This is a genomic window from Rheinheimera muenzenbergensis (assembly GCF_036984005.1).
In the GTDB taxonomy this organism is placed as follows: Bacteria; Pseudomonadota; Gammaproteobacteria; order Enterobacterales; family Alteromonadaceae; genus Alishewanella; species Alishewanella muenzenbergensis.
In genome coordinates, this window is record NZ_JALAAR010000008.1 from 64,328 (window position 1) to 76,373 (window position 12,046).

Annotated in this window: 14 protein-coding genes; 2 read left to right on the plus strand and 12 right to left on the minus strand. The window is 49.7% G+C overall.

What is annotated here, in order from left to right:
- Positions 1 to 49 precede the first annotated feature (49 nt).
- From uspE to ccoN, 10 genes are all read right to left on the minus strand, one after another.
- Complete coding sequence (gene uspE / locus MN202_RS10690) at positions 50 to 982, minus strand: universal stress protein UspE (RefSeq protein WP_335736110.1); 933 nt, start codon at positions 980 to 982, stop codon at positions 50 to 52.
- 103 nt (positions 983 to 1,085) lie between these two features.
- On the minus strand, positions 1,086 to 1,814 hold the full coding sequence (gene fnr / locus MN202_RS10695; protein ID WP_335736111.1) for a fumarate/nitrate reduction transcriptional regulator Fnr: 729 nt from the start codon (positions 1,812 to 1,814) through the stop codon (positions 1,086 to 1,088).
- A gap of 29 nt (positions 1,815 to 1,843) precedes the next feature.
- Complete coding sequence (locus tag MN202_RS10700) at positions 1,844 to 2,515, minus strand: sulfite exporter TauE/SafE family protein (RefSeq protein ID WP_335736112.1); 672 nt, start codon at positions 2,513 to 2,515, stop codon at positions 1,844 to 1,846.
- Complete coding sequence (gene ccoS, locus MN202_RS10705; protein ID WP_335736113.1) at positions 2,512 to 2,700, minus strand: cbb3-type cytochrome oxidase assembly protein CcoS; 189 nt, start codon at positions 2,698 to 2,700, stop codon at positions 2,512 to 2,514. The genes MN202_RS10700 and ccoS overlap by 4 nt, the downstream gene beginning before the upstream one ends.
- The gene (locus MN202_RS10710; protein WP_335736114.1) at positions 2,697 to 5,078 is read right to left on the minus strand and encodes a heavy metal translocating P-type ATPase; all 2,382 of its coding nucleotides are present in this window, start codon (positions 5,076 to 5,078) and stop codon (positions 2,697 to 2,699) included. Before MN202_RS10710 ends, ccoS begins: the two co-directional genes overlap by 4 nt.
- Positions 5,079 to 5,090: 12 nt before the next feature.
- Positions 5,091 to 5,576: a FixH family protein gene (locus MN202_RS10715; protein ID WP_335736115.1), complete on the minus strand. Its 486-nt coding sequence runs from the start codon at positions 5,574 to 5,576 to the stop codon at positions 5,091 to 5,093.
- A gap of 85 nt (positions 5,577 to 5,661) precedes the next feature.
- Positions 5,662 to 6,645, minus strand: coding sequence for a cytochrome-c oxidase, cbb3-type subunit III (ccoP, locus tag MN202_RS10720; RefSeq protein WP_335736116.1), 984 nt, complete (start codon positions 6,643 to 6,645; stop codon positions 5,662 to 5,664).
- On the minus strand, positions 6,638 to 6,817 hold the full coding sequence (locus tag MN202_RS10725; RefSeq protein WP_335736117.1) for a cbb3-type cytochrome oxidase subunit 3: 180 nt from the start codon (positions 6,815 to 6,817) through the stop codon (positions 6,638 to 6,640). Before MN202_RS10725 ends, ccoP begins: the two co-directional genes overlap by 8 nt.
- Before the next feature lie 5 nt (positions 6,818 to 6,822).
- Positions 6,823 to 7,434 (minus strand): cytochrome-c oxidase, cbb3-type subunit II, encoded by a 612-nt coding sequence (gene ccoO / locus MN202_RS10730; RefSeq protein ID WP_335736118.1) that lies wholly within the window; start codon positions 7,432 to 7,434, stop codon positions 6,823 to 6,825.
- Between the two features lie 10 nt (positions 7,435 to 7,444).
- Positions 7,445 to 8,872, minus strand: coding sequence for a cytochrome-c oxidase, cbb3-type subunit I (gene ccoN, locus MN202_RS10735; protein ID WP_335736119.1), 1,428 nt, complete (start codon positions 8,870 to 8,872; stop codon positions 7,445 to 7,447).
- A gap of 276 nt (positions 8,873 to 9,148) precedes the next feature.
- Between ccoN and MN202_RS10740 the strand changes: the two genes are divergently transcribed.
- The gene (locus MN202_RS10740) at positions 9,149 to 9,541 is read left to right on the plus strand and encodes a hypothetical protein (RefSeq protein WP_335736120.1); all 393 of its coding nucleotides are present in this window, start codon (positions 9,149 to 9,151) and stop codon (positions 9,539 to 9,541) included.
- 75 nt (positions 9,542 to 9,616) lie between these two features.
- On the plus strand, positions 9,617 to 9,808 hold the full coding sequence (locus MN202_RS10745) for a hypothetical protein (RefSeq protein ID WP_335736121.1): 192 nt from the start codon (positions 9,617 to 9,619) through the stop codon (positions 9,806 to 9,808).
- Here the strand turns inward: MN202_RS10745 and MN202_RS10750 are convergent.
- Both MN202_RS10750 and gap read right to left on the minus strand, forming a co-directional pair.
- On the minus strand, positions 9,805 to 10,647 hold the full coding sequence (locus tag MN202_RS10750; RefSeq protein WP_335736122.1) for a D-hexose-6-phosphate mutarotase: 843 nt from the start codon (positions 10,645 to 10,647) through the stop codon (positions 9,805 to 9,807). The genes MN202_RS10745 and MN202_RS10750 overlap by 4 nt on opposite strands.
- Positions 10,648 to 10,847: 200 nt before the next feature.
- The gene (gene gap / locus MN202_RS10755; RefSeq protein ID WP_335736123.1) at positions 10,848 to 11,858 is read right to left on the minus strand and encodes a type I glyceraldehyde-3-phosphate dehydrogenase; all 1,011 of its coding nucleotides are present in this window, start codon (positions 11,856 to 11,858) and stop codon (positions 10,848 to 10,850) included.
- Between the last annotated feature and the right edge of the window lie 188 nt (positions 11,859 to 12,046).

Sequence of the window (12,046 nt, forward strand, 5' to 3'; positions counted from 1 at the left end):
CATTATAGCCAAGTGCGCCGCAATACCAAAGCCGGCAACGCAGCAAAACTCAGTTTTTCTGCATCGGGCAAACAAAGTCATCTGGTTTCATTGCCAATACATCGCAATCCAGCCTATCTATTACATGTTCAGCGGTATTACCTATGATTGCGGCTGACAGGCCGGTGCGACCTATAGTACCGATGACCACCATTTCGGCATCCAGTTGCTGGGCCAGTTGTGGGATCACATCTTCAGGCATACCTTCTAGCACATGGCACTGCGCAGTGTCGATATGGTGTTGTTTGGCCAGGGCTGTAACAGCATCAGTGTGATGCGCCTTCATCGTGCTGTTGTATTCCTGCGGATTAAATTCCGGGATCTCAATAGCAATATTAACCGGTGTGCCTGGGAAGGCGTTAACCAGATGAGGACTGGCCTGCAGCATAGCGGCCATCTTTTGTGCCTGGGTTATCACGCGTTGATTTAAAGATTGATGTTGTTGCTGCTGGCTGCCGGCATTTACCGCAGCAATTATGTTACCGCCTTGTGGCCAGTCATGATCTTTTACCAACAGCACCGGGCAGGGGCATTTGCGTAGTATGTGCCAGTCGGTTGGGGTGAAAATCATCGATTTGAGCACATCATGATCATGAGTGCCTTTAATCACCAGATCATAACCGTCTTCCAGCACCGCCAATACTACCGCTTCAAACGGCCTGTTGTGCCACACGACCTTAACGTCAATATTTATACCGCCTGCGCGCGGTGCCGCCAGATAATCACTAAGCCAGAGCTCCCGGTCTTTAATAACGGCCTGGCGCATAGATTCACGCTCTTCGCCGGACAACATCGTGGTCATTTCATAGGAAAAATCATATACCGAGACAAAAGCGGTGAGTTTACAAGGTTGTAAGCGTGCCAGTTGTACAGCACGGTTTAACGCTTTTTGCTGTTCAGCGCTGGGGTCGATGACCACCAGAATGTGATTAAATTCAGACATAACAGGCTCCACTGCAATCAAATTTAGTTAAGTGTAGCTAAACTAGCCTGATTTGCTGTGCGGGAACCTGATGCAGGTCAAATGGAGCCTAAACTAGCGGAATTTAGCAGTGCGCGGTTAGCGCGGCCAGTTTACTCAGTGCCGGTGCATCACGCAGCGTGATAAGTTTGCCGTCAACGCCAATAAGCTGCTCTTTATCCATCTTGCTTAACAGGCGACTAATAGTTTCTACCGTTAGGCCCAGATAATTACCAATATCACTGCGGGTCATGGTAAGACGAAATTCGCTGGCAGAAAAACCCCGGCTGGCGTAACGCTGGGCCAACTGCGATAAAAAGGTTGCCAGCTTTTGCTCGGCGGTTTTGCGGTTTAATAACAGCATCATTTGTTGATCGGCCTGAATATCCTGGCTCATCAGCCGCATCATTTGTTGGCGCAAGCGCGGCAGCTGATCAAGCAGTGATTCAAGATTTGGCAGTGGAATTTCACACACCATGGCTGTTTCCAGCGCTTCAGCATAGCTTGGATGTTGCTGGCTGTTTAAGCCGTCGAAACCGACGATATCGCCCGGCAAATGAAAGCCGGTAATTTGCTGCTCACCTTGCTCGGTTAAGGTAAACGTTTTAAAAGAACCGGTGCGGATAGCAAACAGCGATTTTTGCGCATTACCTGCTTCAAACAGCATATCGCCTTTATGCAACGGCCGCTTACGCTGAATAATATCGTCCAGCCGGGTCATTTCGCTGTCGTTTAAAGAAAAGGGCAGGCAAAGTTGACTAAAGCCGCAATCCTGACAGTTTATTGCTGAGCGTTGCATATCAATGTCCTTCACTTTTCTCTGAAATACCGACAGCCGCTAGCTTAAAAAACCAACCGGCGCATAGCAAGCCAAATCGTATAAATGGCATAAATAGCTAATAGCAAAGCCGCACTGTAACGGAATACGGTATGGCTTTTTAGTTTTAGCAACAGTGTTGCCGCAGAGCCGGTTAGCAGTATGGCCGGTAAGGTACCTATACCAAAGCTCAGCATTAGCAGTGCTCCCATACCGGCGCTGCCGCTGGCCAGACTCCAGCCTAAAGTACTGTATACCAGGCCACAGGGCAAAGCTCCCCAGCACAGGCCATAAGCATAGGCCTTAGCTGCGCTGTTAAGTGGCAACAAGCCTTGCGCTACAGGTTGCACCCTACGCCAGATATGCTGGCCCAGTTTTTCTAACACCAGCAAACCAAACCACAGCCGGCTGATATATAGCGCCATCATTAACAGTAATACGCCAGCCAGCAAGCGTAACCACAGTAACGATGCGCCGGCAAGCTGCATAGCGCTGGCACCAAAATAGCCAACAGCAGCGCCAAACAAGGCATAGCTGCTTAACCGGCCGGCACTGAGAAGCAGTTGCAGCACTACTTTATGCTGGCCTGATCCCGACATGCTAAGTTGTAAAGCACCGGCAATACCACCACACATTACCAGACAATGGCTGCTACCCAGTAAACCGATCAACAGTGCCGCAGCCAGCTCAGCGTTCACTGCTGTGCCTTATCATCGGCTGATTTTTGCTGTGGTGTTGTTTGCTTAGTATCATCAAATAAGATGCTGAAGCCTTCTTTATCCAAATCTTCAAATTGTTTGCTGCGAACTGCCCAGAAAAACACTGCCAGACCTATCATCACAAACAGGATTGCTATCGGGATTAGTACGTAAATCACACTCATTTTCTAAGCAACCTTAACGAATTAGACACCACCAGCAAGGAGCTGAATGACATACCCAGCACTGCTATATAAGGCGACACTAAGCCAGCAATGGCCAGCGGGATTATCAACAGGTTGTAGCCAACAGACCAGGCCAGGTTTTGTTTAATAATGCGCTGGGCGGCGCTGCTGCCCGCTAACAGCTGTGCCAGCAAGGCGATACTGGGTTGCAACAATACCACATCGGCCTGATTTTTTGATAAGTCGCTGCCGGTTTGTAGCGTTACCGAAACATGGGCGGCATTAAACCCCGGGCTGTCGTTGATACCATCACCCAGCATCAGCACTTTATGGCCCTGTTGTACCAGCTGGTTTATATGCTGTACTTTTTGCTCCGGGCTACAGCCTTTTACCAGCTGATCAAACTGTAGTTGTTGCTGCAATATATCGGCCTGCTCTGAACTGTCGCCGGTTAGCATCACCAGTTTATAATCAGCCCGGCGCAGCTGTTCGAGCAGTGCAGGTACTTCCGGGCGCAGTGCATCGGTCAGGGTGACAGCAGCAAGTAACTTATTATCTGCCGTAAGGTATACCATGGCATCGGTGGGGTTACTAAGCTGGCAAAACTGCGCACTGCCCACTTTAAGCTGTGTAGTTTGATACACGGCGCTGATGCCGGCACCGACACAAATTTGCGGCTGCTCCAGCTGCAGCCGCTGTTGTAAGTAAGGGGCAAAGGCCCTGGCGATCGGGTGCTCAGAGTAAGCTTCCAGATTGGCAATCAGGTTAAGGCAGTCGGCCTGGCTGTAGTCGTCGTGATAACACTGCACAGCAGCCAATGAAAAGCGCCCCTCGGTGAGGGTGCCGGTTTTATCGAAAACGATATGGCTAAGTTCGGGTAATACATCCAGCACTGCTGAGCGTTTTATCAATATGCCTTGCCGGTTAAGATTGGCCAATACACAGGTAATAGCGGTCGGCGCAGCCAAACTCAGCGCACAGGGGCAGGTGGCAACCAGTACCGACAGTGTTACCCAGAATGCCCTGTCAGCATCAAGCCAGAAGTACCACAATATAAAGGTTGCGGCCGCTATTAACAGCAGACGCTCAACAAAATAACGGGCTAATTTATCGGTTTTTTGCAGCACAGCCGGTTTTTGACTCAGCGTTTGCTGTTGCAGGGCGATAATTTGCCCCAGCCTGGAGGTAGCCAGTGCCGCCTGCACCTGCACAGTCAGTACGCCATCATGGTTAATACTGCCGGCCAGCACTGTGTCACCAACAGCTTTACCAACCGGACGGTATTCACCGGTAAGCATCGATTCATCGGCAGAGCTGCTACCTTGCAATACCGTGCCGTCTGCGGCAAAGGTTTCGCCAGCCTTTACCAGGATACGGTCGCCACTGTTTAACCGCCGGGCTGACACGATGATCTGCTCTTCATCGCGCAGCAGGGTTGCGCTTACAGGCATAATTTTTAACAGATTACTGGTGGCATCACGGGCCTGCGAGCGGGCGCGGTATTCAAAAAATTTACCCAGTTGCAGTAAAAAGGTGAACATACAGACAGATTCAAAATACACTTCACCGGTATTAAACACAGTGGCGTAAGCTGAAGCAAAAAAGGTGTAATAAACGGCCAGGCTTACCGGCACGTCCATATTGAGCTGGCGGGCTTTGACACCTCGCCAGGCACTATGAACAAAGGGCAGGGCAGCGTACAGCACCACCGGCAGCGTTAACAACAAACTGATCCAGCGCAGGTAGCCCTGATGCGACGCTTCAATGCCGGTATAGTCGCCAAAATACAACGCCACCGCCAGCATCATTACCTGCATTGTCATAATGCCAGACACCGCTAAGCGTTTTAAAAAGCGGTTTAACTCCGCTTTAAACTGCTGCTGCTCCTGATCGGCGACAAAAGGGCTGGCCTGATAACCAATGTTGTTCAGCTCAGCTAATATGCTGCTCAGCGGTGTAATATCACTGCGCCAACTCAGATGGCAGCGTTGGGTGGCAGAGTTAACACTGACTTTGCTTACTGCGCTCAGCTGCTTCAGATGCTTTTCAATCAACCAGGCGCAAGCAGCGCAGCTGATACCGCTGACAGAGAGCTCTATTTCGGTAATATCGCCGTGCTGGCGGGCAATATCGGCCAGTACATCGGGTGCATCAAAACTTTGTAACGAGCTTGCTACCGCATCGGGCAGCGGTTCAGTGCGGCTGGCTGGCTTAGTGCGAAAACGATAATAGTCGGCCAGGCCACTTTGAATGATGGTGTCGGCAACAGCATGGCAACCGGCGCAGCAAAACGCGCGGCTTTGGCCGTCAAACATCAGGCTGAGGTGAATGCTATCTGGTACGGTTTCATCACAATGAAAGCAACGCGCTGCGCTCAATTTAGTATTCCGTCAGTAACCGAGTTTAATCTCAGCCGTGCTGGGCAGTTGCAGCTCTGCGCGCAATTTCCATTGTTTAGACGCATCAGATACTACTAATTGCCACTTGCCTTCCGGCGTTACCGGCATGGTGGCAACATACAGTAATTCGCCACTGCGCTCAGCGTCGACGGCAAAATCGCGCTCAGCCAGGGTTGGATGATAAAAGTCCAGATGCAGACTGCCTTCCAGTACGGAATTCTCGTTAAACCGCACTACTGCCCGGTTACCGGCCAGTAATACCTGGGCATTAAGATTGCGTAGTGCCGCCTCACGATACTTCGCCAGCTGCATATTAATTGCCTTGCCGGCTTTGTAGTAGTCATCGACCACCAGATCAGGTGAATGTTGTTGCATGATTACGACGGTGTGTACTGCTTTAATTGCGGTAACAATAGGAATGGCAATTAATACCCAGGGCCACAGCTGCTTGTACCAGGGTTTAGTGTCTTGCTGCATAACAACCTCAAACAGTTTAAACAGGCCGGATAATATTAAGCCCCGGAGCGGGGCTTAATATATCACAGTTCAGTATCTCAGTTGACTACTGCGCTGCTGGTTGTTCCGGGTGTGCCAGTCGATAGACATAAGCAGTCAGGATGTGCACTTTATCTTCACCTAAGGTGTGTTTAAAGGCAGGCATCTGGCCGTAGCGGCCGTTGCGCAGCGTTTCTTCAACTGCCGAAGCAGAACCACCGCCATAAAGCCAGGTATTGTCGGTCAGGTTTGGCGCACCAAATGGCAGGTTATGTGCCAGGCTGCCTTTACCATCTGCGCCGTGACAGGCCGCACAAAGGGCAAACTTGGCTTTACCGGCTTCGGCGTCGCGGTCATTAACACTACGACCGGATAAACTCAGTACATAGGCGGTCATTTCCTTTACACCTTGCTCGCCAAGCGCATCAATCCAGGCCGGCATCGCAGCTTTGCGGCCGAACAACAGTGTTTCTTTAATTTTGTCTGGTGTACCGCCATACAGCCAGTCATTATCGGTCAGGTTAGGAAAACCGTTCTGACCGCGAGCGTCTGAGCCATGGCACAGCGCGCAGTTTTGCAGGAATAACCGCTGACCAATTTTAAACGCATCATCATCATACGCTAAGTCCAGCACATCACGTTTAGCAAACTGCTGAAACACCGGACCATAAACTTCATCAGCGTGGGCCAATTCACGGTCCAGTTCAACTAATTTACCCTGCGCCCGGCCTTCTTCTATCGCTAAACGAGACTCTTCCAGTGATTTAATACCCTGATTTGAGCTTGTCCAACCTAAAAAACCTTGCCAGTTCCCCAAACCCGGATAAGCGGCCAGGTAAAAAACCGACCAAACCAGGGTGAGGACGAACATGTAAGTCCACCAGCGTGGCAGCGGATTGTTGATTTCTTCAATGCCGTCTACTTCGTGGCCGGTGTTTTGATCTTCAGGAACGCCAACATGGTTGGTCAGGTTCCATTTTAACAGTACTGCGCAGCCGATAAGCACCGGCAGGGTTAACACTATGATCCAAGCACTCCAAAAGCTACTCATGATCGGACTCCTGTTTATTTTTGTGTGGTGCTTTTTGTTCGTCGTCAAATACCAGGTTTGCCGCCTGATCAAAATCCGCTTTGCGCTTTTTACCAAAAGCCCAGATAACGTAGGCAATAAAAGCGACGAACAAAATCACGGTAAAGATGCTATGTATAGTTGAGTATTCCATCAGCATTACTTCAGGTGAGTGCCCAATGATTGCAGGTACGCAATCAGAGCCTGCACTTCAGTTTTGCCGTTTACCGCTTCTGCTGCACCGGCGATATCGTCATCGCTGTATGGTACGCCGTAGCTGCGCAATACTTCCATTTTGCGGGCTGTGTGCTTGCCGTCCAGGGTGTTTTTATCCAACCACGGATAACCCGGCATATTTGACTGTGGCACCACTGAACGTGGGTTCATCAAATGCGCATAATGCCAGTCGTCGCTGTAGCGCTGGCCAACGCGGGCCAGATCCGGACCAGTACGTTTTGACCCCCACAGGAAAGGGTGGTCCCATACGCTTTCACCGGCTACCGAATAGTGACCATAGCGTTCTACTTCAGCGCGGAATGGGCGGATCATCTGGCTATGACAGCCAACACAGCCTTCGCGGACATAGATGTCGCGACCTTCCAACTGCAGGGCAGTGTAGGGCACCATACCATCAACCGGCTGAGTGGTTTCGTCCAGGAAAAACAGTGGCGTGATCAGTACCAAAGTACCAAAACTGATGGCCACTATGGTTAAAATGGCTAACAGACCTACGCTGCGCTCAATTTTGTCGTGATGATTTTTATTCGACATGATCTACCTCTTACGCCGCTGCCGGAACAGCTTGCAGTGATTCATCTTTGGCACGCACCGTTTTGTAGACGTTGTACGCCATTAACAGCATACCGGCTACCACGAATACACCACCAATAAAGCGCATTAGATAAAACGGCATTGACGCTTCCAGGCTTTGCACAAAGCTGTAGGTTAAGGTGCCGTCAGTGTTAACTGCACGCCACATCATGCCCTGGGTAATACCCGAGATCCACATAGCGACGATGTACAATACTACGCCGATAGTGTGCAGCCAGAAGTGGGTATTGATCAGCGAAATGCTGTACATGCGGCCCTGGTTATATAACACCGGGATCAGGTGATAAATCGCGCCAATCGAGATCATCGCAACCCAACCAAGCGCACCTGAGTGAACATGACCGATAGTCCAGTCAGTGTAATGCGACAGCGCATTTACTGATTTTATTGCCATCATCGGGCCTTCGAAGGTCGACATACCATAGAACGACAGCGATACAATTAAGAAACGCAGAATAGGGTCGGTTTTCAGCTTATGCCAGGCACCGGACAGCGTCATGATACCGTTGATCATGCCACCCCAGCTTGGTACAAACAGCACAACCGACATAACCATGCCTAAAGACTGAGTCCAGTCTGGCAGCGCGGTATAGTGCAAGTGGTGTGGACCCGCCCAGATATACAATGCAATAAGTGCCCAGAAGTGCACTATAGATAAGCGGTATGAATAAACCGGACGACCCGCTTGCTTAGGTACAAAGTAGTACATCATACCAAGGAAACCGGCGGTTAACAGGAAGCCTACCGCATTGTGGCCATACCACCATTGGATCATCGCATCGACCGCACCAGCGTATACCGAGTAGGATTTAAACGCGCTGACCGGTATCGCCATGCTGTTTACAATGTGCAGCGCCGCAACGGTAAGGATAAAACCACCAAGAAACCAGTTAGCTACATAGATATGGCTGGTTTTACGCTTTACCAGAGTGCCAAAAAACACTATGGCGTACGATACCCACACCAGCGTAATCAAAATATCGATTGGCCATTCCAGCTCGGCGTATTCTTTGCTGCTGGTTAAACCCAGCGGCAACGTTACGACAGCGGCAACAATAACCGCTTGCCAACCCCAGAAGGTAAACATCGCCAGCTTTTCGGCAAATAAACGCACCTGACAGGTACGTTGTACGATGTAATAACTGGTGGCAAACAGCGCACTGGTACCAAAAGCAAAAATGACGGCGTTGGTATGCAACGGCCGCAACCGGCTGTAAGTCAGCCAGGGGATATCAAAGTTCAGTGACGGCCAATAAAGCTGGGCCGCGATTAACACGCCTACCGCCATACCTATAATCCCCCATAAAACGGTGGTTAAGGCAAAGAGGCGGACAACGCTATAGTTGTAGTCAACATTTAACGAATTGGTCTGGCTCATGTTGAGTTCCGCTGCAGTTTGTGCTGGTTACTGACACCGGCTGTGTCACAGCCGTTCTTGTTATAGGCTTGGCAACATCACAAAAACTGTGGCTATTACCATACCAATTTGGGGCCGCATATTAAGGGTTTTGCCCCTAAAAAGATAGGCGAAACAGCCCGTTTTATGATTTAGAACAAAGTCCCTGATTAATAATTAACCAAGTGTAGCCGTAGTTTGAAGCTTTTCATTAAAACAGCATACAATAAGCCGGTATTTTCCTGTCACGGTCCTGTTATGCGGCTATTTTATCTGCTTATTTTACTCGCGCTATGCGCTATTAGTTGTACTCCGGCAACGACAGCGCCAACCAGCCCCAGGCAATTGCTGCACAGCGATGGCATCAACCTGACATTAGCGCCGGGCCATGCACCGGTAGAAACGCCGTTAACGCTAACGTTAGAGGCTGAGGGCCTTACCGCGGTTAGTGGTGAGCTTACCGGCGTTAACATGTATATGGGACGAGTACCCATTCGGTTCAGCCAGTTAGCTGCGAACAGCTGGCAGGCCGAATTTTTACTAGGTGCCTGCAGCGAACCTGATATGCAATGGCAGCTGGTGTTGCAGCTGCAGGACCAGCAAGGACAAAATGTCACTTTAAAACAGACGTTTCAGTCGAGTTGGCGCTGACATGAATAATTTTCACTTGATTTGCGGTTAAAAAATAGCCACTATCGGGCGGCAATTTTTATTGGAGCAACCGTAATGACCAGTGAATTCGTGCGCAATATTCATTTAGCCACCGCTCAGCGTTTAAAAGAGCAAGGTGCTGATTTATATGGCATAGTTGAGCACTTTGAAAACGTGTTTATGCCAATGGATGAAGTACCCGAACTGCTGGGACAGCTGGGCTATCCGCAGCAGGACTTAAAGCAATTTTTAAAAGGCGGTAATTAAAGCCGCGTTATCTGCTGGCTAAGGGTTAACGTCTGGCTGTCCAGGCCAAGGCGGGCGCTTTCGACACAGACAAACTGGCGGTAGCTGTGGTCGGGCAGATCTGAGATGGCCATACTTTTCTGCAGCCAGGGGTTCCATACTACTGTTGCATCATGGCCGGACTGACTGAGCGCCAGTTGCTGTTGGCCACAATCGAGCCGTAACTGATTAGCGCTGTGCTGATATATACGATCTGTTTCGTCGCTGATAGCTGTGCTGCAGCGGCGATCACGATGTTCCTGATCTGTGACCTTATCAAAATAATGCTCTGGTAGCGGCCGTATTAACACCGAATCTATATCATCGACAGCGAAATAACTGTGTAGCGCCGCCTGTTGCGGCATAACGCTATTGCAGTTCAGCGCTATTGTCAGGCTGTCATTTAATGTCAGGCAAAGCTGTAAGGTGGCACTGCCCTGATAGTGCGGCAGATCGTCGACGGTGATTGTCAACGTCAGACTGACACCTGCAGCAGAACAGTGTTGACGCCCAAGCTGCCATAGCCGGTTTCTTACCACACCATGGTTAGCTAAGACGCTATGTTGCGGGTTAAATACCGCAGCGGGCGCACCAAACCAGGGCCAGCATACCGGCACGCCACCACGGATAGCTTGCTGGTTATGCCATTGCGCCTTGGGTGATAGCCAGAGGATTTCGTTTTCTGCCGCCGGTTGATAAGACAATACCTGTGCACCATACAACGAAATAACGGCACTGGCGCTACCATACTGCAGTTTAATGCAGGGCAGGTCGGTTAAATGGCCAAAACCGGTTTGCTGGCTAATGGCTGTCTCTACCATGTTTATTCTCCGGACGATAACACTAAACGTAAGAGCTGTGGAGCAGGTGTTCTTTCGTAACAGCGGCCTAGACGCCGCGCAGGCTGTGACAGCACAGGGATGTGCTGTTGAAGGCGATGAAGAAAGAATGTCCTGCTCTGCAGCATTGTCGTTAAAACAAAACAGCCAGCATAATGCTGGCTGTTTCAGGTTGCAACGGATTAAGCGTGCTTCATAAATTCAACGGTGTTATCCAACATGCGGTTACTGAAGCCCCATTCATTGTCATACCAGCTCATTACTTTTACCAGCCGGCCATTAACACGGGTTTCAGTGGCATCAAATATCGATGATTTCGGATTATGGTTAAAATCTACCGACACCAGGGGTAAATCATTTACTGCCAATACTTCTGCCATAGCACCAGTTGCTGCGGCTTGGCGAATAATGTCATTGACTTCATCAATTGACGTATTGCGACCGGCAATAAAGGTTAAGTCGACCAGTGAAACGTTAAGCGTAGGTACCCGCACCGCTAAACCGTCAAACTTGCCTACCAGTTCTGGTACCACTAAACCTACCGCCGCAGCCGCACCGGTTTTAGTCGGGATCATCGACATAGCAGCAGCGCGGGCACGGCGTACGTCAGTGTGATAGACATCGCTTAAGCGCTGATCGTTAGTATAAGCATGGATAGTGGTCATTAAACCCGATTCAATACCCAGTACATCATTTAACGGCTTGGCAATTGGGGCTAAGCAGTTAGTGGTACAAGAGGCGTTAGAGATAATGTTCATTTGCGGCGTTAATATATGCTGGTTAACGCCGTACACTATAGTGGCATCGACATCTTTAGCCGGGGCCGAGATAATGACTTTTTTTGCACCGGCCTCTAAATGCGCACCGGCAGATTTGCGATCGGTAAACAGGCCGGTACATTCCAGTACCACGTCAACTTTTAGCTGCTGCCACGGCAGATTAGCCGGATTGCGCTCACTCAGGGTGATAATTTCATCCTGATTAACGTAAATAGCTTTGTCGCTGTGCTCAACGTTAGCAGCAAAAATACCGTGTGCTGTGTCATACTTCAGCAAATGCGCGTTAATGGCGGCATCACCCAAGTCGTTGATGGCCACTACTTTAATATCGTAATTTTTGCTGCTTTCGTATAAGGCACGCAGCACGTTGCGGCCAATGCGGCCAAAACCATTAATAGCGACACGAATCGTCATAAAAACCTCGTTTAATAGCTGTTCTGACACAAAATAAAGCTGATGTGTAGTAAAATTACATTAATTTGCGCATATTTCAAGTTTAAAACGCGACTAAATCGGTATTTATGTAATTTTATGACACAAATGGCCAATGACTTTCTGGCAACGGCCACCTAAAATAGTTGCCAGCCGGATTTAATTAAGGG

Bases quoted from the DNA above. Each gene is read 5' to 3' on its own strand.
- MN202_RS10745 (WP_335736121.1), top strand. From the start codon at position 9,617: ATGACCAGTGAATTCGTGCGCAATATTCATTTAGCCACCGCTCAGCGT.
- MN202_RS10715 (WP_335736115.1), bottom strand. From the start codon at position 5,576: ATGCAGCAAGACACTAAACCCTGGTACAAGCAGCTGTGGCCCTGGGTA.
- uspE (WP_335736110.1), bottom strand. From the start codon at position 982: ATGTCTGAATTTAATCACATTCTGGTGGTCATCGACCCCAGCGCTGAA.
- MN202_RS10750 (WP_335736122.1), bottom strand. From the start codon at position 10,647: ATGGTAGAGACAGCCATTAGCCAGCAAACCGGTTTTGGCCATTTAACC.
- gap (WP_335736123.1), bottom strand. From the start codon at position 11,858: ATGACGATTCGTGTCGCTATTAATGGTTTTGGCCGCATTGGCCGCAAC.
- MN202_RS10740 (WP_335736120.1), top strand. From the start codon at position 9,149: ATGCGGCTATTTTATCTGCTTATTTTACTCGCGCTATGCGCTATTAGT.
- ccoP (WP_335736116.1), bottom strand. From the start codon at position 6,645: ATGAGTAGCTTTTGGAGTGCTTGGATCATAGTGTTAACCCTGCCGGTG.
- ccoN (WP_335736119.1), bottom strand. From the start codon at position 8,872: ATGAGCCAGACCAATTCGTTAAATGTTGACTACAACTATAGCGTTGTC.
- ccoO (WP_335736118.1), bottom strand. From the start codon at position 7,434: ATGTCGAATAAAAATCATCACGACAAAATTGAGCGCAGCGTAGGTCTG.
- MN202_RS10725 (WP_335736117.1), bottom strand. From the start codon at position 6,817: ATGGAATACTCAACTATACATAGCATCTTTACCGTGATTTTGTTCGTC.
- ccoS (WP_335736113.1), bottom strand. From the start codon at position 2,700: ATGAGTGTGATTTACGTACTAATCCCGATAGCAATCCTGTTTGTGATG.